The organism is Caballeronia sp. A2-2 (assembly GCF_057612605.2).
On record NZ_CM172587.1, the window covers coordinates 3,002,486 to 3,024,258 of the forward strand.

Genomic DNA, 21,773 nt, shown 5'->3' on the forward strand with positions numbered 1-21,773 from the left:
TTCTTCCATGCCCGTCACGAGATCAAAAGCCGCGAGCCGAGCGAGAGCACCAGCGCGGGCACCATGACGACCGCGCCCACTTTCAAAAACTGCATGAAGCTCACTTCCTCGCCCTCGCGGCGGATGGAGGCGAGCCAGAGAATGGTCGCGAGCGAGCCGGTGATCGACAGATTCGGACCGAGGTCCACGCCGATCAGCAAGGCATCGATCACGCGCTCGGGGCTGTGCGCTTGCAAGGCCGTCGCGCTGGCGATGAGTCCCGCAGGCAAGTTGTTGATCGCGTTGCTGCCGAACGCGACGATCAGCCCCGACACCGCCGCCGTGACCGGTTCGCTTTGCTTCGCCGCCATCGCGAGCAGATGCGAAAGCTGCGCGACCACGCCGGTATGCGCGAGCATCTCCACCAGCACGAACAGACCCGCGACGAGCGGCAGCACGCTCCACGAAATCTCGCTCACCAGTTCGAGCGGCGACTGACGCTCCTTCACCAGCACCACCAGCGCCGTGAGGATGCCGAGAATCGCGGTCGGCAAGCCGAGTTGCATGTCGAACGCGGACACGACGAGCAGCGCCACCGCCGTCACGCCGATGCCCGCCAGCGTCACCTTGCCGTTCGCGCTCAGCTTTCCGACCGGCAGATCAGATTCGCAACTGCCTTCGAGTGCGCGGCGTTGCGTCCAGCGCAGCATGAAAAACGTCGCAACGATGGACAGCACCGAAGGCACCGCGAAACGCGCGATCCACGCACCGAGCGCGGGCGTGTGATTCGCGTAGAGCACGAGGTTCGCCGGGTTCGATATCGGCAACACGAAGCTCGCCGCATTGGCGATGAACGCGCACACGTACAGCAGCGGAAGCGGCTTCGTATTCGCTTTCTTCGCGGCGGCGAACACGGCGGGCGTGAGCACGACGGCGGCGGCATCGTTCGAAAGAAACGTCGTGACCACCACGCCGACGAGATACACCAGCAGAAACAGCGTGCGCGGCGAACCTTTCGCGCGATTCACCGCGAGCACCGCGATCCAGTCGAACAGCCCTTCGCGGCGGCCGAGTTCGGAGAGCAGCATCATGCCGATGAGAAAGAGATAAACGTCGGTGCCCTTGCCGACTGCCTGCCACGCGAGGTTCATCGGCAGCAAGCCGAGCGCGACGAGCAGGATCGCGCCCGTCACGGCCCAGATCGCTTCGGGCCAGCGAAACGGCCGCAGGATCACACCAGCCGTCGCCGCGAACGCGATGCCCCAGGAAAGAAAAGTCGGATTCATGTAGCGAGGGATTTATTGTTGGATGCGTTGTCGTTGTCGTCGTCGGTGAGATCGCGGCACACGCCGCATGCCTTTCTGAGCGATGCCCCGAAGCACAGCCACAGCGCGAGCGATCCCGTCGAGATGGCGCCGAGTACGAGAAACGCGGTCGAATATCCGATGTGTTGCGCGAGCGCGCCGCCCAGCGCCGGACTCAGCGCCGCGCCGATGCCTTGCACCGTCATCACCACGCCCTGCCCGACATTCACGCGTCCGGTTCCCTGCAACAAGCGCACGACGAGCGCAGGCACGGCCACGCTTTGCAGCCCCGCGCCGATGCCATCGAGCGCCTGCACTGGCCACACGCCCCACTCGTTGATGAACATCGATGCGACCAGCCCGCGCAACGGCAATGCAAGGAACGTGATGAGAATCACGCCCCAGTAGCCGAAACGCCCGATCAACCGGCTCGCGAAGAACGCCGCGGCCACCATGACGAGTTGCGCGACCACGATGGTCTGCGCGGTGAACGCGCTCGGATCGCCCTTGTGCGCGGCGACGACCGCGAGGCCGTAGAGCGGCAGCATCGCGGCATTGCCGAGGTGGAACATGGCGAGCGCGGCGGCGAGCAACAATAACGGTCTGCATGTCAGCAGGACACGGAAGCCGCTGGCGTGTTCGTTGGAAGACGACGAGGACGAGCCGAGCCCGCGCGCGCTGTCATGGTCGATCGCATCGCCGGGAATCAGCAGCGTGGAGACGACCGTCATCGCGCCGAAAATGCCCGCGAGCGCGAACACCGCGCCGAATCCATAGCGCCAGCCGAGCCAGCCCGACAGCGCCGCCGCCACCACGTTGCCCGCATGATTCGCCACCTGATTGCGTCCGAACTGCCGGTCGAAGCCGCGCTCGCGCACCATGCCGAGCGTGACGCCCGCGACTGCCGGACCGAGCACCGCGCCCGTCACGCCGGTAAAGATTTGCGATGCCGCGACCATCCAGTACGTATGCGACACCCACAGCACGAGCGATGCAAGCGTCGTCAACACACCCGCCGCCACGATGATGCCGCGCTTGTGACGCGTGGCATCGACCAGCGCGCCGGCCGGCGACGTCGCGAGCATGCCCGCGATGCCGCCGAGCGTCATCACCGTGCCGATGGCGGCGGGATGCCAGCCATGCGCCTGCAAATACACGCCGAGGAAAGGCCCGATGCCCGCTTGCACATCGGCCATGAAGAAATTCAGTCCTTCGAGCGCGTAATTGGGGTTCATGGTTCGTTTAAGCCGCCGCGTCGGTCAGTTCGGCGATCTCGTGAACTTCGATCGTCCGTCCGAGCTTGTTTTTGATGCCGCCGCCCCACGCCTGCACATGCGCGCCCGGCGTGAGATACGACGCCAGTTCGGCGGCGGCGTGCGGCGGCATGCGCAGCGACGTGCCATCGTCGAGCAATGCGCCGCGCAGTTCGCCCTTCGGCCCGTGCAGCGAGAGGATGACTTCGCCGCTTGCTTCCATCGGCTTGTGTTCGACGTGCGGCTTTTCGTGATGCGCGCCATCGTGATGCGGACCTTCGTCGAGAATCACCTTGCCGCTTTTCGTGGTGAGCGAAACGGCCGCGATCATGTCCACGCCGCGCGGTTTGATGCCGCGCACGCGCACTTCATCGCCGATGCCGACGAGCCGCGCGATCTGCTTCGACAGATGCGGCGGAAAGTGAACCTGCCGAAGCTGACGCGCGCCGATGACGAAGCCATCGAGCTCGCCGTGCGGATTGAGCAGGAAACGTGTGACGGTGCCGCGCGTTTCGGGAAGGCTGTCGGCGTCGATCCAATGCATGGTGTTGTCCTCGTTAGTTGTGCGTTGAGCGTTGATTTCAGGGATTCGGCGGCGCGCGGTCATAGAGCCGCGTGAGGTTGCCCGGCGCACCGAACGCCGTGGCCTGAAGCGAGGTGCCGTACTGATTGCGCGTGCCGTAGCCCTGCGCGGAGACCTTCGCGCCGGTCTGCACGAGCGTCGGGAATTGCTGGGCGACGGGCGGCGTCAGCTTGATGACCGTGCCATCGGCGAGGATCACGCCATCCGGTTCGCCGCGCGGCGCGGTCGTGATGTGCGCGACCTGGCCTTGCACGGAAAGACGCGAGAGGCCCGCGCCTCGCAGTTCACGCGGCATGGGTTGCGTGCCCGGCAGCGGCGGTTGATCGACGATCTGCTGGCCGTTTTTCGTGTCGGCGATGCGCTGTGCCTTGAGGTTGCCGCTCGCATCGCGCCATCCGGTGATGTTCACGCTGTCGCCGGGCTTGATCGCCGAGGTGAGCTGCGCGCTCATGTGCGGCGGGAAATGCACGAATGCGCCGTCGCTGGTCAGGAAGCCATCGACGTCGCCGTCGGGGTTCGTGAGAAAACGGGCGACGGTGGCTTGCGCGGTGATCGCCGGGCCGGCGTCGGGCGCGGGTTGCATCGCGGCGGGCGGCGGGGGCGGCATCGCGCCGGGCTGCGGTTGCGGTTGCGGTTGAGCTTGTGCCGCGCATCCGCCGCTTGCTGCGAGCATGGCCGCGATACTCATCGCGCCGATGATGCGTTGGGTCCGGTGTTTCAAAGTCGATTGCATGGTCTACTCCTTCAAGAGACACGAAGTACTCTGCAAAGGTCGTGCCATTTGCCGGAAGCCTTGATGGAGCATGGATCGGCAGCGAAAACGCGCGTGGATCGTCAATGAAACGGACACGCGCCGTCCGCTTTCCCGACACTCGCGTGCCTACGCGTCGGAGTCGGACATGCCGAGGTTCGCCAGCCGCGTATAAAGCGACTGACGGCTGATGCCGAGCCTGCGCGCGGCTTCGGCGCGGTTGCCATCGGTGAGCGCGAGCGCCCGCGCGATCAGCGCGCGTTCGAGTTGCGCGAGCGCCTCGTTGAGCGGCAGTTCGGCGAGGTGGACGGGCACTGCATCCGTGGCGCCGACGGCGGCATCGAAGAGAAAGGCGAAGTCATCGCGCGTGAGCAGCGCGCCCGGTGCGAGCGCACTCGCGCGTTCGATGGCGTTCGCCAGTTCGCGCACGTTGCCGGGCCACGCGAAGGTGAGGAGCAGACGTTGCGCATCGGCGGAAAGACGCTTGCGCGCCGTCTCCGGCGATGCCCCCGCCGTCGCGAGGAAATGCTCCGCGAGCGGCACGATGTCCGCCACGCGCTCGCGCAACGGCGGCATGTGCAGCGGAATCACGTTGAGCCGGTACAGCAAGTCCTGACGAAACGTTCCGGCGGCGACCATCGCGGGCAGGTCGCGATGCGTCGCGGCGACCACGCGTACATCGACGGCAATCGGCCGGTTCGAGCCGAGCGGCGTGACCTGCCGTTCCTGAAGCACGCGCAGCAGCTTGGCCTGCATGGCGAGCGGCATGTCGCCGACTTCATCGAGAAAGAGCGTGCCGCCGTTCGCTTCCTCGAAGCGTCCGCGCCGCTCGGCATGCGCGCCCGTGAACGCGCCCTTGCCGTGACCGAACAGTTCGCTTTCGAGCAGATCGTCGGGAATCGCCGCGCAGTTCACCGCGACGAACGGCCCGCCCGCGCGCGCCGACGCGCGATGCAGCACATGCGCCGCCACTTCCTTGCCCGTGCCCGTCTCGCCGGTGATGAGCACCGTCGCGTGCGTGCTCGCCGCGCGTCCCAGACGCTTCTGCACATCGCGCATGGCCGCGCTGATGCCGAGCAGTTGCGGCTCGCGGGAGGACGGTTCATCGGCGAAAGTGTGGGTCGGATCGGCGGCGGGCGCGTCGGGATGTGCCGCGAAGATACGGTCGAGCAAGGCGGCGATTTCATCGCGTCCGACGGGTTTGGTCAGATGCTCGAACGCGCCGAGCCGCATCGCGCCGATGGTGTTGTCGCTGGTCGCGTGGGCGGTGAGCATGACGACGGGGACGTGTTGCAGGCCGTCGCGTTCGCGTAATGCAGCCAGCACCGCGAGGCCGTCCGCGCCCGGCAGCCGGAAGTCGAGAAAGATGCAGTCGGGACGCGGATGTTCGCTCAATAAGTCGAGCGCTTCCTCGCCGGAACGCGCTTCGAGCGGCGTGTGTCCGAGGTCTTGAATGGTTTCGACGAGGCCGTCGCGAAAGGCGTCGTCGTCGTCGATGATCAGTAGGGTCGCCATGGCAAGTCGATCACGAAACGAGTGACATTCGAATCCTCCGCGAGCCACGCACGCCCGCCATGCGCCGACGCGATCTCGCGCACGACGGCCAGGCCCAGGCCCGATCCGTCCGCACGGCCCGTCACGAACGGCTCGAAGATGCGCTCGCGTTCGGTGGCGTCGACGCCGGGACCATCGTCGATGACTTCGAGCCGCAGCCGCTCGCCCGCCTCCGATGATGCGCTCGTTCCGCGCACCGTCACATGACCGCCTGCCGGTACATGCCGCAGCGCGTTGACGATCAGATTGTCGAGCGCGCGCGCCAGTTGCGCGGGATCGAAGACGGGCGGCGTTTGGTGGGCTTCGTTTGCGTCGGCTTTCAGCGTGACCGCGCGGTTTTCCGCCTGCGATTCGTGCGTGTGAACGATGTCGTCGAGCCACGCGCGGAGATCGACCTCGCGCGCCTGCACGGTCACCGGCTGCGTGAGCGCGAGCAGACTCGTCACCTGCGCCTCGATACGCCCCACCTGCTCGATGATCGTGCGCAACGCGGCCTTGCGGCGCGTGTCGTCGCCCGCGAGCGCGTTCTCGGCCTTCAGACGCATCGCGCCAGCGGGATTGCGGATCTCGTGCGCGATCTGCGCGGCCATCTTGCCGAGCGTGCCGAAGCGTTCGGCCTGCGCGAGTTGCGTGCTCAGGTCGTTGGTCTCGCGCTGCAGACGCTCGGCGCGTTCGACGTAGCGGTTGAGCGCATCGACGATGTGATCCAGATCGCGTTCGCCCAGCCGGTCCAGCCGCTTGCACTTTTCGAGACCGCCGGCGGGTGCGAGCGCCTGTTCGAGACGCGTGAGATTGCGCTTCCAGCGCCGCAACGTCATGGCGAGCAACAGCGCGAGCACGACGATGATCGCGAGCACGCCTGCGAGAATCGTCGCCGCGCGTTCGCCGTAGGGGCCGAGCGGCGGGCGTGCGCGGGTGAGCGTCCAGGCGAGCAGGCCCGAGTGACGCGGCACGGGGCAGGCGACGGCGATCACGGCATCGGCGCCGCTGGAGACGACATCGGCCTGCGTTTGCGCCGTGCGGGCTACGTTTCGAAGTGTGCGCAGGATCAGCGGCGTTTCCGCCTCGGGGATGTCGCGCTTCACGCCACTGCCTTCGTAGGTCGGGAAGGCGTAGGCGAGGAAGCCGTTCGGCGCTGTGCTCCAAAAGCCGCCTTCGATGCCCTCCGTGCGGATCAGCACGAGATCGAGCACGGCGTGCATGAGATCGACGTTGGCTTCGCCGGGACGCTGCATCGACAGATCGTAGCGCGATGCGACGGCGGTGCAGGCTGCGGCCGCTTGCTGCTTCGCGGAGATGGCGCGTTCGCCGAGCGCGGAAGACAGCATGAGCCAGACGGCGGCGGTCAACAGGCCGCATAGCACCGCGACGAGGAGCCAGAGCGCGTAGAGCTGAGTGGAGAAGGACGGCCTTGGCATGGGAATGGGAGAGCGCGATGGTGGCGCGATGTGGAGCAAGAAGCTGGCCACGTAAGGGACGAGGCCTGAACGTCCATAAGCACCCCACCCCACCCCCGAAATACAAATCTCAATTCCTTGTTTGTCCGACATTCCCCGATTGCGTACGATGAACCCGTCTCTTCCTTGAGACTCCATTGACAGGGGTTCCAGCCCGCTCTTCCGAGCGGGCTTTTTTTCGTCCAACGTCAGGAACGAAAGCCCCCACATCCCCTAGAATATTTTCGAGACAACCGCCTTCAAGAACGAAAATTGCTAAGGCGTAAAACCGCGCACGGCCGTTCGCACAGACGAACACTCCGCGCCAACGACCAATAAAAAGAGGAACCGAAGTGTTGGAACAACGGGGAAGTACCGAAGTCGCGCATCAACCAAAACGAACGGTCGCGGCATTCCTGCGCGGCGTATTCATCACCGCCACGCTCTGCACGCTTGCCGCGTGCGCCACGCGCCCGCCCGCGACTGCGTTCGATCGCCCGGTCACGCACGCGCTCCCGGCAAGCGACCAAACACCGCTCGGCACCGCGCTCGCACCGCTCGAAAAACATCATCCCGATGAATCCGGCGTCCGGCTCCTGCCAACCGGCACGGACGCGCTGCAAGCCCGCATCGCGCTGGCGCGCGCCGCGACGAAAACGCTCGACATGCAGTACTACATCGCGAACGAGGACAACTCGGGCAAGCTGCTGCTCGCCGCCGCGCTGTATGCGGCCGATCGCGGTGCGCGCGTGCGCATGCTCGTCGACGATCTGAATTTCAAGGACATCGACAAGATCATGGCGGCGCTGAATTCGCACGACAAGATCGAGATTCGCGTGTTCAACCCGTTCGGCAGCGCCCAGCGCAGCTTCTCCCAACGCACGTTCCTGAGTCAGATCGATCACTTCACGCGCCGCATGCACAACAAGGCGATGATCGCGGACAACCAGATCGCCATCGTCGGCGGACGCAATCTCGGCGACGAATACTTCAGCGCCAGCCCGACGCTCCAGTTCCGCGATCTCGACGTGTTCTGCGCGGGCCCGGTGACGCAAAAAATCTCCGCGAGCTTCGACGAGTACTGGAACAGTTCGATCGCTTATCCGCTGCGCGCGCTCAACAAGCAACAGTTCGATGCCGCCGAACTCGACCGCACCCGCGAAGACCTGCGCGCGCACTGGCGAGCGCAGGCTGATCCGCTGAACGCGCGTCCGCTCAACGCGACGCCGCTCGCGCAACAAATCGCGCGCGACGAACTCGGCCTGACCTGGGCGCAAACCGAATTCTGGGCGGATTCGCCCACCAAAATCTCGCATCCGAGCGACGACTACAAAAGCCCGCCGATGGATCGTCTGGCCGAACTCGTCAAACAGGCGCAGACGGAATTCCTCATCCTCTCGCCCTACTTCGTGCCGCACGACGAAGGCGTCAACGCGCTTTCCGCGCTCACGAAACGCCACGTGCGCGTGGCCGTGTTGACCAACTCGCTCGCCGCCACCGATGCAGTCGCCGTGCAGGCGGGCTACGCGCCCTACCGCATTCCGCTGCTGCAAAACGGTGTGGAGTTGTACGAATTCAAGCCGATTCAGGAGCGCGGCGAAGGCCGCCCGACCGCCGGTCTGTTCGGCTCGAAGTCGCGCGCGAGCCTGCACGCCAAGGCGTATATGATCGATCGGAGTATCCTCGTGATCGGCTCGATGAACCTCGACCCGCGCTCGGCCTCGCTCAATACCGAACTGGCGCTGGTGATCCACAGCAAGCCGATCGCCGGGCAAGCCGCCGGTCTGTTCGATCGCGGCATCACGCCGGGCGCAAGCTGGCGCGTCGAACTCGCGAGTCAGGCGGTGCAGGCGTCGCTGGCGCGCACGGGCTCGCCGCAGTCGGGACTCGTCTGGACGACCGAGGAAAACGGCGCGCCCGTCATGTATTACTACGATCCCGAGGCCGGCTTTTATCGCAATGTGATGACGGGCATCTTCACGCTGTTGCCCGTCGACAAACAGCTTTGATCCAACTTCGCAAGGAATCGATCGTCATGAGCAACGTACGCATGGAGAAAGACACGTTCGGCGAAATCGCGGTGCCGAACGACAAACTCTGGGGCGCGCAAACGCAGCGCTCGCTGCAAAACTTCAAGATCTCGACGGAAAAGCAGTCGCCCGAACTGATCGATGCCCTCGCCACCGTCAAGTACGCCGCCGCCGAAGTGAACGAAGGCCTCAAGGTGCTCGACGCGAAGAAGGCGCGCGCCATCATGGACGCGGCGAAGGAAATCATCGACGGCAAGCATCCGGATGAATTCCCGCTGGCGGTGTGGCAAACCGGTTCGGGCACGCAGAGCAACATGAATCTGAACGAGGTCATCGCGAACCGCGCGAGCGAGATTCTCGGCGGGCAGCGCGGCGAAGAACGCCTCGTGCATCCGAACGATGACGTGAATCGCGGCCAGTCGTCCAACGACGTGTTCCCGACTGCCATGCATATCGCGGCGGCGGTGGGCATCGTCAAACATCTGGTGCCGTCGCTCAAGACGCTGCGCGATACGCTCGACAAGAAGGCTAAGGCGTTCGACAAGATCGTGAAAATCGGCCGCACGCATTTGCAGGACGCGACGCCGCTCACGCTCGGGCAGGAGTTTTCAGGTTACGTGGCGCAGTTGGATCAGGGCATCCGGCATGTGGAAGCGACGCTGCCGCATCTGTATCAACTGGCGCAAGGCGGGACGGCGGTCGGCACCGGTTTGAACGCGCATCCGGAGTTCGCGGTGAAGGTCGCGGCGGCCATCGGCAAGCTCACGGGTCTGCCGTTCGAGACTGCGCCGAACAAGTTCGAGGTGATGGCGGGTGCAGACGCGCTCGTGGCGGCGCACGGCGCGCTGAAGACCGTCGCGGCAAGCATGATGAAGATCGCCAACGATATCCGCTGGCTCGCGAGCGGCCCGCGCTGCGGTCTGGGCGAACTGTCGATTCCGGAGAACGAACCCGGCAGTTCGATCATGCCGGGCAAGGTCAACCCCACGCAATCCGAAGCCGTCACCATGCTGTGCTGTCAGGTGTTCGGCAACGACGTGGCGGTGAATTTCGGCGGCGCGAGCGGCAACTTCGAACTGAACGTGTTCCGGCCGATGATCGCGCACAACGTGCTGCAATCCATCCGCCTGCTCGCGGATGGCGCGCTCAGTTTCAACGATAACTGCGCGGTGGGCATTGAGCCGAACGAGAAGCGGATCGATAGTCTGCTGAACGAATCGCTGATGCTCGTGACGGCGTTGAATCCGCACATCGGCTATGACAAGGCCGCGAAGATCGCCAAGCAGGCGCACAAGGAAGGCACGACGCTTAAGGAATCCGCGCTGAAGCTGGGCTTCGTCACCGAACAGCAGTTCGATGAATGGGTGAAGCCGCAGGACATGGTCGGGAAGTAACCGCCCTCGCCGCTCAGACCTTGCCCGCCGCCACTTCTTCCGGCTTCAGTTCGACGATCGCATCGAGCGCGTCTTTCACGTCCATCGCGTAGCGGGCAAGGCGCTTTTCTTCGTCGGTTTCCGGCACGAAGGACGGCACGGGCGTGGGCTGGCCTTTTTCATCGACGGCGACGAAGACCATCAGGCAATCGGTGGTCTGTTCCAGTTCGCCTACTTTCGGGTCGCCCGCATGCACGGAAATATGGATGTGCATGCTCGTGCGGCCCGTGCTCACCACGCGCGCGCGCAACTCAACCAGATTGCCGACGAGAATCGGCCGCCTGAAGCGGATATTGCCGACGCTCACCGTCACCGCGTATCGGCCGGACCACATGGCGGCGCACGCGTACGCGGTTTCATCGATCCACTTCATCAGCGCGCCGCCGTGGACCTTGCCGCCGAAATTGACGGAAGTCGGTTCGGCGAGAAAGCGGAAAGTGGTTTCGGCGCGGCTTTTCGGGGCGGCGGGAATGGGCGAAGCGGTCGGCGTATTCATGGGCATTTTATATTCGATGAGCGCGCCCGGCCAGGCGCGCAATCGCGATTATAAAGACCCAATAAAGCGCGTTAATTCCGCACGCTGATGCCTTGATCGATGGTGCCGTACATGGTGATGCTCGCGCCATTGCCCGAGGATGACGACGGCGCACCGGCGCATCCCGCGCACAGCACGATGCAGCCGAACACGGCCGCGAAAAGGATTCTGGACATCGGCACTCTCCTGCTGCTTTCAAGCGTTCCATTCTAGTCTCAGGCGGTTCGCATCGACATTTCGGCACGCGGTGAAACATCGGTTGCGCGGGCGCGCTAGAGTGGGCATATCGACATCTTCGACTGGAATGCTCAGACCATGAACTCCCTTCTCGATGAAGACACGCGTTCGCGCCATTTCCCCGGTCTCTCGCGCATCGGCGCGCTGCTCGCCGATCCGGGCCGCGCCGCCATGCTCTGGTCGCTGATGGACGGCACCGCGCGCCCCGCCGGCGAACTCACGATGATCGCGGGCGTGTCGCCATCGGCGGCGAGCGGGCATCTGGCGCGGCTGACGGAAGGCGGGCTGCTGGCGCTGGAAGTGAGCGGACGGCATCGCTATTACCGAATCGCGACGCCGGATATCGCGGCTGCCATCGAATCGCTTGCGAGTCTTGCGCGGGTGAGCGCGCCGCAGCGCGAGCCGGAGCGCCCGCCAAGCGCGGTGCCGGTGGAGATGCGTTTCGCGCGAACGTGTTACGACCATCTGGCGGGCGAACTCGCGGTGCAAATCTTCGATGGCATGCTTTCGCGCAACTGGCTCGTGCGCGCCGAAGGTCGCACCGCCGAACGAGGCGCGACGCCGCTCGATGCCACGCCCGAAGGCGCGCGGGCGTTCGCGGAACTCGGCATCGACATGAAGGCGCAGCGGGCGCGGCGAAGGCGCTTCGCGTGTACGTGCATCGACTGGAGCGAGCGGCGGCCGCATCTGGGCGGTGCGTTGGGCGCGGCCTTTCTCGATGCGTGCGCGACGCACGGCTGGATCGAACACACGGCGAAGCGGCGCGTTCTGCGGGTGACGCCTGCCGGAAGGCAGCATTTCGAGGGCTTCCTGACGCGAACATGACGCGCGGCAAAGCTTTGTTACGCGCAGCGTGCGGCGGTTACAAACGCCATCGCATGGATACAAGCGCGGGCGATACATTGATTCGGAGGCCGTCACAACATCACGCCAACACGCGCGGCCGCCGGAGAAGAAGATGAAGATGCGTACGCTCACCGCCGCCATGCTCGCGCTGCTTTCCATGCAGTCCGTTCACGCGCTGGCGCAAACGCCGCCCGGGGTGGCGGCATCGCCCGACATGCAGGCTCAGGCGCAAGCCCAGACTCAGGCCGATCCGCCCGGCCGCGTCGCGCGTCTGAACTACACGGCGGGCACGGTCACGACGGAACCGGCGGGCGCATCCGACTGGGCCTATGCGCAGATCAACCGTCCGCTCACAACCGGCGATCAACTCTGGAACGATCAGAACGCGCGCTCCGAACTGCATATCGGCTCGACGGCGTTGCGGCTCGGTTCATCTACGTCACTGGCCGTTCTCGCACTCGACGACGCGCACGCGCAGTTGAAGGTCTCGCAAGGCACGTTGTCGATGCGCGTGCGCGAAAACGCGCCGGGCAGCGGCTACGAGATCGACACGCCGAACGCTGCGTTCACCGTCACGCAGCCCGCCGACATGCGCGTGGATGTCGCGCCGGACGGGCACGCGACCACGGTCACGGTGCGCAGTGGCGGCGTCGTCGCTTATGGCGATGGCGGCTCGCTGCAACTGTCGCCCGGTCAGCAGATCACGTTCGAAGGCACGAATCTCCAGCAAGCGGCCGCCAACGCCGCGCCCGCACCCGATGCGTTCGATCAATGGACCGCGAGCCGCGATGCAGCGGAAGACCGCTCGGTCTCGGCGCGTTACGTATCGCGCGACATCCCCGGTTATCAGGATCTCGATGCGAACGGCACGTGGCGCAACGACCCGACCTATGGCGCAATCTGGACGCCGACAGCGGTCTCGGCGGACTGGGCGCCGTATCGCGAAGGTCATTGGGTGTGGCAAGCGCCCTGGGGCTGGACGTGGATCGACGATGCGCCGTGGGGCTTCGCGCCGTATCACTATGGCCGATGGGCGTATGTCGGCTCGCAATGGGCATGGGTGCCGGGCCCGATGGTCGCGAGCGCGCCACCGCCCGCGTATGCGCCCGCGCTGGTGGGCTTCGTCGGCGATGGCGGTGGCGGTGTGGACTGGAACGTGGCGCTGACGGTGGGCGGCGTCGCGGCGGCGGGCGTCGCGTGGTTCGCGCTCGGGCCGGGCGAACCGTGGCATCCGCATCACGATGGATGGAGTCCGCGTTATTACGAGCAGGTGAATCGCAATGTCTATAACGACCGGTCGGTGCATATCAACAACACGTACGTGAACTATCGCGCGCCGCGTGGATTGACGGCGATGCCCGCGAGCGGCTTCGTGCGCGGACAGGCGGCGGGGCATCAGCCGGTGTCGGTCGATCCGTCGCGCTGGCGCAACCCGCGCTTTTTGGCGGGCGCGCCTGCGATTGCGCCGACGCGGGACAGTTATGCGCCGGGTGTGCGCCGGACGGATTATCGGCCGCCGCAGGGTGGGTTCGGGCGTCCGGTGGTGGCGACGCGTGCGCCGGTTATGTTTCAGGGGCGTGATTCAGGCGCGAAGGTGCCGCGAGGATTCAATGACGTTCACGTTGTCGCGACGCATGGACCGGCGCGGGCGGTTATCACGCCGCATGAAGGGGCGCCGCATCCGGGTGTCGCGAATGTGCAGGAAGCGCCGCGTCCTGTTGGAAATGGCGTGCCGCATCCGGGCGTCGCGAGCGTGCAGGAAGCGCCGCGTCCCGTTGGAAATGGCGGGCCGCGTCCGGGCATCGCGAGCGTGCAGCCTGCGCCGCAAGCGAGTGGAAATGGCGTGCCGCATCCGCCGCAGAATGCGCAGCAGGCTGGCGCAGGGCAACCGCGTGTTTATCGGGGCGATGAGGTATCGCAAGGGCATGAGCCGCGTGCGCCGCAGCAGGCGTTTCAGCATCCTCATGCCGCGCAGCCGACGGCCAACGCGCCACGTATCGAACGCGGCGCACCGCCCATGCAAGCCGCGCAGCAACCGCATATTCAGCAACATGCCGCACCGAATATGCCGATGCAGGCGCATGAAGCGCCGCAGCCGCACATCAACAACGAGCATGGACCGATGCCGCAACCCCACGCGCAGGAATTCCATCCGCAGCACATGGAAGCGCCACATCAGCCCGCGCCTGCGCCCATGCACGCACAAGCTCCGCAACCGCAAATTCACCAGGAACCGCCGCATCAACAGCCGCATCCAGAACAGGCGCAGCAATCGCATGGCGGAGGCGAGCGTCCGCACGGTTGAGCATTTCAAACGCACGAAAAAAAAGCGCGGCCTCAAGCCGCGCTTTTTCAACATTGAAACCGCTATACCTTTAAACCGCCATCGGCGCCGTCAATGCTTCGTGATGCTTATATCCTTCCAGCGCGAAGTCTGAAGGCTCGATCTTTTCCAGCCACTCCGGCTCATAGCGCTTCGTCTGCGCATAATCCGGCACGCGATCCGAGATGATGAGCTGCGGCGCAGGCAACGGCTCGCGCTTCAACTGCTGCTGAAGCATGTCGAATTGATTCTCGTAGATATGCGCATCGCCGATGAAATACGTGAACCAGCGCGGCGTGAACCCCGTCAGCCGTCCGACGAGATGCAGCAACGCCGCGCCTTCTGCAAGATTGAACGGCGTACCCAAACCGACATCGTTGCTACGAATGTAAAGACACAGCGAAATCTCGCGCGTCACCGTGTTCGGGATGAACTGATACAGCAAATGGCACGCAGGCAGCGCGATCTCGTCGAGCTTCGCGGGGTTCCACGCATGAAACAGAATGCGCCGGTCGGTCGGACGCTCGATGATCGTGTCCAGACACTGGCGCAACTGATCGATCGCCTTGTAGAGCAAGACCTGCTCGCGCCCGTTCTCCATGAAACTCGACACGAGCTGGTAACCGCGATTGGTGGCGTCCGCGATCTGATCGTTGGCCTGAGCATCGACGAGCTTGTACGCGGGCCACTTGCGCCACTGCACGCCGTACACGTCGCCGAGATCGTCCGTGCCCTGCCGATACGGGTTTTCGAGCCACTGCGGATTCTCGTTGGCGTTCGCGTCCCACACCTTGCAGCCGAGCGCGCGAAAATCCGCCGCGCTCTTCGCCGCGCGCAAGAAGCCCACCATCTCGCCGATGGCCGACTTGAACGCGAGCTTCTTGGTGGTGACGGCGGGAAAGCCCTGCTGCAGATCGAAGCGGAGCATCGCGCCCGGCATGCTGATGGTGCGGATGCCCGTGCGGTTTTCCTGCCACGTGCCGGTATCGAGAATCGTCTGGACGAGCTCGAGGTACTGTTTCATTCGATGTTCCTTGCGCGCACGACGTGCGATGCCGTGCAAAAGAGGCGGAAAGACGGATTTTACCAAGCGCGGGATGTGCACGCTCATCGCCGGACCATGAAAAACGGGCGCCGCAGCGCCCGTTCCGGAAGATGGCGTCAGCCGGATCAGACCCGCGTGGCGTGCTCCGGCGGGACATCGACTTCGATATGACGCATGCCGTGCGCGCTCAGCAGCCGATACAGTGTGACACGCGAAATTCCCAATTCGTGCGCCGCATCGCCAAGACGCCCGCGATGCCGCAGCAACGCCAGTTCGATCGCCTGCCGCTCCGCCGCCTCGCGCGCCTGCGCCAGCGACACCGGCGCGACTTCCACGTATTCGCCGAGTTCGAGATCGCGCGCGGTAATCTGCCGCCCCTCCGACATGACGATGGCGCGCCGCACGCGGTTGATCAACTCGCGCACATTGCCCGGCCAGCCGTAGTTGTGAATCGCCGCGATGGCGTCCGGCGAAAAACCGCGCAACCGGCGGCTCGCATCCTTCTTGAAGCGGTCGAGCATGTGCTTGGCAAGCAGTTCGATGTCCTTGCCGCGTGCGCGCAACGGCGGTTCGTCGATCTGCAACACGCAAAGGCGGTGGTACAAGTCGGCGCGAAACCGCCCTTCGATCATCGCGGTCTGCATATCGACGTGCGTCGCCGAGATGATGCGCACATCGACCGGCGTGGAGCCGTGGCCGCCGAGACGCTCGACCTTGCGCTCTTGCAAGAAACGCAGCAGGCTCGCCTGGCTTTCGAGCGGCAGATCGCCGATTTCGTCGAGGAACAAGGTGCCGCCATTCGCGGCTTCCACGCGGCCGATCTTGCGCTGATTCGCGCCGGTAAACGCCCCGCGTTCGTACCCGAAGAGTTCCGATTGCAGCAGATGCGCGGGAATGGCCCCGCAATTGATCGCGACGAACGGCTGATCGCGACGCGCCGAACGTTCGTGAATGGCGACCGCCGTGAGTTCCTTGCCCGTGCCCGATTCGCCGGAAATGAACACGGGCGCATCGGTCATGGCGACTTTGCGAATGGAGCGGAACAACGCGAGCATGGCATCGCACGAACCGACCATTTCGCCTTCGGCGCGGCCTTCGCTGCGGCCATCGTTCGAGGCGGCGTCATGCAGCGCGACCATGCCATAGGCGTGACCGACCGAATCGACCACGCGGTCGTTCGACGTCGGCAGCGTCACATAATCGAAACAATAATCGCGGATGAGACGGCGGACCGCCGCGTCTTCCAGTTGTCCGGAAACGGTGGCGGCGACCCAGCCCACGTTTGTCATGGTCAGCGACGATTCGAACGCCGCCAGTTCGTGCGATTCGAAATGACTCGACAGGTCCAGCAAGCCGCCGATCGCCATGTCCTGACGCAGCGCCTTGCGCGTTTCGCGTGCGCTCGACACGATTTCGATGTGCCACCCGCGCTCCTGGAACCGCGCGCACAGCGTCTCGCTGGGGTCGCGAGTCACATAGATGAGTTGCCGCCGAGCGACGTCCATTATTCAGATCCTTGGTTCAACGTTCGTTGAAAAAGGTCGCGTGTGTCAGGCTCTCGCTGCATTGAAGACTTAGCCCTCGCCCGATGGGAAGTGGTGGCGAGCGGTAAATGCATCTCGATTTGTTGCCCCGGAGGCGGGTGCGGCGCCTCTCCTCTGCGCACCCTTCGCGAAACCTTTTTGTCTGATTCTGAGCTGTTTTTGAGAGACTACTATAACCCAGAAAACTGGCAAACAAATATCGGCACAGGGGTTGAGATTAGCTACAAATCCTGCTTCCAGTGCCAATAGAAAGAATTTCTCACACTTTTATTAAAAGCTTGCCGCCCGCTTTAATAAGACAAAATCTTATACCGCTTTCAACTGGAATTCATGTTTTTCTGGCCGTATGTTTCATGTGTGAAACGTTTTCAAGCGGTTTGAAGAGGAAGAATTTGCCGCCTTTGTTCGACAGGCAAGCCCCACAGGCATGGCGCGGTGTTGGCATGCCTCTCGCTCGAACATTCGTGCATGACGAGTCTTACCGGATTCGTCGGAAACATGTCTTTATTGCTCCCACCATTACATTCGATTGATCCACCGACGTGGTTACTATTCGGTCGATCGATTTATTCCGGATTTCTTTCTCCGGGAATAGTTACCTCGGGATTTGTCGTCAAGATGTCTTTCGATCGTTTTTCCTCACGCGGCGAACACGACGCCGCCACCGCGCAAAATCGTGAGATCACGGATGAAACGAGTTGGACGCATCCGAGAGATCGGATGAATGTCCACGACAACGCGTCGTCGGATCGGGACCGAACTTCGGATATGCCGGTGAGCGTGACCTTGTGGGATGAAGCCGCACCCGCGCCGCTCGCCATGCGCGATTCGCCTGGAGATCGTTCGGACGGTTGAACGGTTCGCGTCGGTTAGAATCGTCGCGACTCCCGCTCACTTCCGGACTTTCATGACGATGCTGACCCTGATCGTCGCCCGCGCGCGCAACGGCGTGATCGGACGCGACAACCAATTGCCGTGGCGCCTGCCCGAAGACCTCGCTTTCTTCAAGCGCACGACGATGGGCGCGCCGATCATCATGGGCCGAAAGACGCACGAGTCGATCGGCAGGCCGCTGCCGGGACGGCGCAATATCGTCGTTTCTCGCGATGCCACGCGGCGCTATGAAGGTTGCGACGTCGTGGCGAGTCTCGAAGACGCGCTGGCGCTGGAACCGGTCAAGGAAGCGTTTCTGATCGGCGGCGCGCAGTTGTATCAGGATGGCCTGACGCGCGCCGACAAAATGATCGTCACCGAAATCGACGCCGATTTCGACGGCGACACGCGCTTTCCGGCGCCCGATCATGAGTTGTGGCGTGAAGTGGCGCGGGAAGCGCATCGCGCGGGCGCGCCGAATGACTTCGACTTCGCGTTTGTTACTTACGAGCGCATCGCGTCGTCTTTCGCGAGCGCGTAAGAAAAAACAAAAAGGCCCCGGACATTGCCGGGGCCTTCGTTCTTTCAAGCGGTGCGAATCACTGTCCCGCGATGGTCATCCGCTCGATCAGCACCGAACCGATTTCCTTCGTGCCGCGCACGACCGTATCCGCGCCGATGGCTTCGATATGGCGGAACATCTCCTGCAACGTGCTCGCCACCGTGATTTCCTCCACCGCGTGCACGATCTTGCCGTTCTCCACCCAAAAACCCGACGCGCCGCGCGAATAGTCGCCGGTGACGTAGTTCACGCCCTGCCCCATCAGTTCGGTCAGCAGAAGGCCGGTGCCGAGCTTCTTGAGCATCGCTTCGAAATCGTCTTCGGGTTTCGTGTGCGAACTCGTCATGGTCAGGTTGTGCGAGCCACCTGCGTTGCCCGTGGTCTTCATGCCGAGCTTGCGCGCGGAGTACGTCGAAAGAAAATAGCCCTGCACGACGCCATCCTCGACGACACTGCGCTGATGCGTGCGCACGCCTTCCTCGTCGAACGGCGCGCTGCCCATGCCGCCCTTCACATGCGGATCTTCGACGATCTGCACATGCGGCGCGAACACCGGCTTGCCGAGGCTATCGACGAGAAACGTGGTCTTGCGATACAGCGCGCCGCCGCTCACGGCCTGCACGAACGCGCCGAGAATGCCCGCGGCCAGCGGCGCTTCGAACAAAACGCGGCACTTGCGCGTGTCGAGACTCCTGGCGTTCAGCCGAGCGAGCGCGCGTTCGGCGGCGTAACGTCCGACCGCTTCGGGATCGGCCAACTCGGTGCTGCTGCGGCGCGATGTGTACCAATCGTCGCGCTGCATGTCGCGCCCGCTTGCCGCAATCGGCGCGCACGCAATGTAATGCCGCGAATACGGATAGCCCGCCAGAAAACCGCGCGAGGTGGCCAGCACGAACTGCGAATGCTGCGCCGACACGCTCGCGCCTTCGGAATTTGTGATGCGCTTATCCACCGCGAACGCCGCTGCTTCCGCGCGCCGCGCAATCTCGGCGGCTTCTTCCGCGTCGATGTCCCACGGATGGTAGAGATCGAGATCCTGCGGCGCTTTCTCCAGCAGATCTTCTTCCGCGAGCCCCGCCGCGCTGTCCTCTGCTGTAAAGCGCGCGATGTTGTACGCCGCCGCGACCGTATCGCGCAACGCCTGACGCGAGAAGTCCGCGGTGCTCGCATTGCCGCGCTTCTTGCCGATGAACACCGTCACGCCGACCATCTTGTCGCGGTTATGCTCGATCGTCTCCACTTCGCCGCGCCGCACGCTTACCGAAAGGCCGTCGCCTTCGGAGATTTCGGTGGCGGCATCGGTCCCGCCGAGTTCTTTTGCGTGGCGCAGGATATCGGAGGCGATCTCCTTGAGTTCGTCCTGCGTATGCGGAAAGTAGCGTTGCCTGACATCCATGTCTGCTGCCATTTTTGTCGTTGCCCTAGGTTCGTTGGCCGGGTCGCGCCCGAGTGAGCGAGCGCTTGTCGCGCCCGCTGCCGTGGTATCCGTTGCCGCTGCCTCTCAAACGGCCAAGCGGCGAATTCAAGTGCTTCGAGTCATCGCACGATCATAGCAAGGAGCGCCCGGCTTCACCGATCCATTCACGTATTGAAAACGCGCCCGCATGTGTGCGTGTGGGCCGAAGCGCGTCGGAGCGCAAGCTACAATGTCGAAATGAACCGTAAAACCCGCATTCAACCTATCGGCGCGAACGACGCCAGCGACGAAGCCGAAGATTCGCGCTACGACCGGCCGAGCAAATCCCAGCTCAAGCGCGACATGCACGCGCTTCAGGAGCTGGGCGTGGCGCTCATCGAGCTGCCAAAAGACGCGCTCAAGCGCATGCCCATGCCCGAACATCTCGATGACGCCGTGCGCGAAGCACGCCGCATCACGGATCACGAAGGCCGGCGGCGGCAGTTGCAGTACGTGGGCAAGGTCATGCGCTCGCTCGCCGAAGAAGAAATCGCCGCGCTGCGCACCGCGCTGGATTCGTATCGCGGCGTGAATAAGGCGGAAACCGCGCGTCTGCACTGGATCGAGCGCACGCGCGATCAGTTGCTCGCCAATGACGCCGCGCTGACCGAATTCATCGATAAACATCCGGGTGTCGATCCGCAGGAAGGCCGCACGCTGATCCGCAATGCGCGCAAGGAACGCGACCAGCAAAAGCCGCCGCGCTATTACCGTGAATTGTTCCAGTGGATAAAGACCGCAGCGGGCGTGGATGACGACGAAGACGCACCGGACGCCGATCACGACGACGAGGACGATTCCGATGACCGCGACGCGTAATCATCCAGACGAACTGATCGTCGGGCTCGTGTCGATCAGCGACCGGGCTTCGCAAGGCGTGTACGAGGACAAGGGCGTGCCATCGCTCACGGAATGGCTGGGCGCGGCGCTTGCATCACCGTGGCGCGCGGAAACCCGCCTGATTCACGACGATGCCGCCACCATTTCCGCAACCCTCATCGAACTCGTGGATACGATCGGCTGCGATCTGGTGCTGACGACCGGCGGCACCGGCCCATCGCGCCGCGATGTGACGCCCGAAGCGACGCTCGCCGTCGCGACCAAACCCATGCCCGGCTTCGGCGAACAGATGCGGCAAATCAGCCTGAACTTCGTGCCGACCGCCATTCTGTCGCGGCAAGTCGCGGTGATTCGCGAGACGGCGGATCACGCCGCGCTCATCATCAATTTGCCGGGGCAGCCAAAGTCGATTCGCGAGACGCTCGAAGGTCTGAAAGACGCCGACGGCCGCGCGAAAGTGCCGGGCATTTTCGCGGCGGTGCCGTATTGCATCGATCTGATCGGCGGGCCGTATATCGAGACGCGGCCGGAAGTCGTGGCCGCGTTTCGTCCCAAAAACGCGATTCGCGCGCCGAAGAGTTAAGACGCGCCGGTTTGCGCCGACGGAATCAGGAAGTGCTCGCGGTAGTACTTCAGTTCGTCGATGGATTCGTGGATATCCGCCAACGCCGTGTGCATCGCGCGCTTCTGAAAGCCTTTGTAGATGGCCGGCTGCCAGCGGCGGCACAGTTCCTTGAGCGTGCTGACATCCAGATTGCGGTAGTGGAAGAACGTCTCCAGTTCCGGCATCCAGCGCGCCATGAAGCGGCGGTCCTGGCAGATGGAATTGCCGCACATCGGCGACTTGCCGGGCGGTACGTATTGACCGAGAAACTCGCGAATTTGCCGCGTGGCCTCGGCTTCATCCACCGTCGATGCTTTCACGCGCTCCGTCAGTCCCGAGCGCCCATGCGTGTTACGGTTCCACTCGTCCATGCGCCCGAGCGCCTCGTCCGTCTGATGGATCGCGAACACCGGGCCTTCCACCAGTTTGTCGAGCGTCGAATTCGTCACGACCACCGCGATCTCGATAATGCGATCATTGTCGGGATCGAGCCCGGTCATTTCCATGTCGAGCCACACGAGGTTCATGTCGCTGCGCACGAGCGTGGTTTCGGCGGAATCTGGAGAGTCGGTCATGAAGATGGCC

20 protein-coding genes are annotated in these 21,773 nt (G+C 64.0%); 8 read left to right on the plus strand and 12 right to left on the minus strand.

Annotation, left to right across the window (positions count from 1 at the left end; translation table 11 throughout):
* Window positions 1–14 precede the first annotated feature (14 nt).
* The 6 genes from ACZCWR_RS14260 to ACZCWR_RS14285 form a co-directional block, all read right to left on the minus strand.
* On the minus strand, window positions 15–1,265 hold the full coding sequence (locus tag ACZCWR_RS14260; protein ID WP_487301380.1) for an arsenic transporter: 1,251 nt from the start codon (window positions 1,263–1,265) through the stop codon (window positions 15–17).
* A complete protein-coding gene (locus ACZCWR_RS14265; protein WP_487301381.1) occupies window positions 1,262–2,518 on the minus strand; it encodes an MFS transporter in 1,257 nt (418 codons plus the stop codon). Before ACZCWR_RS14265 ends, ACZCWR_RS14260 begins: the two co-directional genes overlap by 4 nt.
* A 7-nt stretch (window positions 2,519–2,525) precedes the next feature.
* Entirely contained in the window at window positions 2,526–3,080 is a 555-nt protein-coding gene (locus ACZCWR_RS14270) for a hypothetical protein (protein ID WP_487301382.1), read from the minus strand.
* Between the two features lie 37 nt (window positions 3,081–3,117).
* Window positions 3,118–3,852 (minus strand): hypothetical protein, encoded by a 735-nt coding sequence (locus tag ACZCWR_RS14275; RefSeq protein WP_487301383.1) that lies wholly within the window; start codon window positions 3,850–3,852, stop codon window positions 3,118–3,120.
* Between the two features lie 147 nt (window positions 3,853–3,999).
* Window positions 4,000–5,385, minus strand: coding sequence for a sigma-54-dependent transcriptional regulator (locus ACZCWR_RS14280; RefSeq protein ID WP_487301384.1), 1,386 nt, complete (start codon window positions 5,383–5,385; stop codon window positions 4,000–4,002).
* Complete coding sequence (locus ACZCWR_RS14285; RefSeq protein WP_487301385.1) at window positions 5,370–6,842, minus strand: sensor histidine kinase; 1,473 nt, start codon at window positions 6,840–6,842, stop codon at window positions 5,370–5,372. Before ACZCWR_RS14285 ends, ACZCWR_RS14280 begins: the two co-directional genes overlap by 16 nt.
* A 434-nt stretch (window positions 6,843–7,276) precedes the next feature.
* Here ACZCWR_RS14285 and ACZCWR_RS14290 point away from each other — a divergent pair, with 434 nt between their 5' ends.
* Complete coding sequence (locus tag ACZCWR_RS14290) at window positions 7,277–8,869, plus strand: phospholipase D family protein (protein WP_487303332.1); 1,593 nt, start codon at window positions 7,277–7,279, stop codon at window positions 8,867–8,869.
* A gap of 26 nt (window positions 8,870–8,895) precedes the next feature.
* Complete coding sequence (gene fumC / locus ACZCWR_RS14295; RefSeq protein ID WP_487301386.1) at window positions 8,896–10,284, plus strand: class II fumarate hydratase; 1,389 nt, start codon at window positions 8,896–8,898, stop codon at window positions 10,282–10,284.
* A gap of 13 nt (window positions 10,285–10,297) precedes the next feature.
* Here the strand turns inward: fumC and ACZCWR_RS14300 are convergent, their stop codons facing one another.
* A complete protein-coding gene (locus ACZCWR_RS14300; protein ID WP_487303333.1) occupies window positions 10,298–10,819 on the minus strand; it encodes an acyl-CoA thioesterase in 522 nt (173 codons plus the stop codon).
* Between the two features lie 71 nt (window positions 10,820–10,890).
* On the minus strand, window positions 10,891–11,034 hold the full coding sequence (locus ACZCWR_RS14305) for a hypothetical protein (RefSeq protein WP_487301387.1): 144 nt from the start codon (window positions 11,032–11,034) through the stop codon (window positions 10,891–10,893).
* Between the two features lie 139 nt (window positions 11,035–11,173).
* Here ACZCWR_RS14305 and ACZCWR_RS14310 point away from each other — a divergent pair, with 139 nt between their 5' ends.
* Together ACZCWR_RS14310 and ACZCWR_RS14315 are read left to right on the plus strand one after the other, a co-directional pair.
* Entirely contained in the window at window positions 11,174–11,920 is a 747-nt protein-coding gene (locus tag ACZCWR_RS14310; RefSeq protein ID WP_487301388.1) for an ArsR/SmtB family transcription factor, read from the plus strand.
* 133 nt (window positions 11,921–12,053) lie between these two features.
* Window positions 12,054–14,246, plus strand: coding sequence for a DUF6600 domain-containing protein (locus ACZCWR_RS14315; RefSeq protein WP_487301389.1), 2,193 nt, complete (start codon window positions 12,054–12,056; stop codon window positions 14,244–14,246).
* 70 nt (window positions 14,247–14,316) lie between these two features.
* Here the strand turns inward: ACZCWR_RS14315 and ACZCWR_RS14320 are convergent, their stop codons facing one another.
* Window positions 14,317–15,288, minus strand: coding sequence for a thymidylate synthase (locus tag ACZCWR_RS14320; RefSeq protein WP_487301390.1), 972 nt, complete (start codon window positions 15,286–15,288; stop codon window positions 14,317–14,319).
* Between the two features lie 146 nt (window positions 15,289–15,434).
* The gene (locus ACZCWR_RS14325) at window positions 15,435–16,814 is read right to left on the minus strand and encodes a sigma-54 dependent transcriptional regulator (RefSeq protein WP_487301391.1); all 1,380 of its coding nucleotides are present in this window, start codon (window positions 16,812–16,814) and stop codon (window positions 15,435–15,437) included.
* A gap of 657 nt (window positions 16,815–17,471) precedes the next feature.
* Here ACZCWR_RS14325 and ACZCWR_RS14330 point away from each other — a divergent pair.
* On the plus strand, window positions 17,472–17,708 hold the full coding sequence (locus ACZCWR_RS14330; RefSeq protein WP_487301392.1) for a hypothetical protein: 237 nt from the start codon (window positions 17,472–17,474) through the stop codon (window positions 17,706–17,708).
* Between the two features lie 52 nt (window positions 17,709–17,760).
* A complete protein-coding gene (locus ACZCWR_RS14335; protein WP_487301393.1) occupies window positions 17,761–18,267 on the plus strand; it encodes a dihydrofolate reductase in 507 nt (168 codons plus the stop codon).
* 58 nt (window positions 18,268–18,325) lie between these two features.
* Here ACZCWR_RS14335 and pmbA read toward each other — a convergent pair whose 3' ends face one another.
* A complete protein-coding gene (pmbA, locus tag ACZCWR_RS14340; RefSeq protein WP_487301394.1) occupies window positions 18,326–19,696 on the minus strand; it encodes a metalloprotease PmbA in 1,371 nt (456 codons plus the stop codon).
* 246 nt (window positions 19,697–19,942) lie between these two features.
* On the opposite strand from pmbA, the gene yjgA reads away from it, so the two are divergent.
* Together yjgA and mog are read left to right on the plus strand one after the other, a co-directional pair.
* Window positions 19,943–20,563, plus strand: coding sequence for a ribosome biogenesis factor YjgA (yjgA, locus tag ACZCWR_RS14345; protein ID WP_487301395.1), 621 nt, complete (start codon window positions 19,943–19,945; stop codon window positions 20,561–20,563).
* Complete coding sequence (gene mog / locus ACZCWR_RS14350) at window positions 20,547–21,167, plus strand: molybdopterin adenylyltransferase (RefSeq protein WP_487301396.1); 621 nt, start codon at window positions 20,547–20,549, stop codon at window positions 21,165–21,167. The genes yjgA and mog overlap by 17 nt, the downstream gene beginning before the upstream one ends.
* On the opposite strand, the gene orn is transcribed toward mog, so the two are convergent.
* Window positions 21,164–21,763, minus strand: a complete 600-nt coding sequence (orn, locus tag ACZCWR_RS14355) for an oligoribonuclease (protein WP_487303334.1) — start codon at window positions 21,761–21,763, stop codon at window positions 21,164–21,166. The genes mog and orn overlap by 4 nt on opposite strands.
* Window positions 21,764–21,773 lie beyond the last annotated feature (10 nt).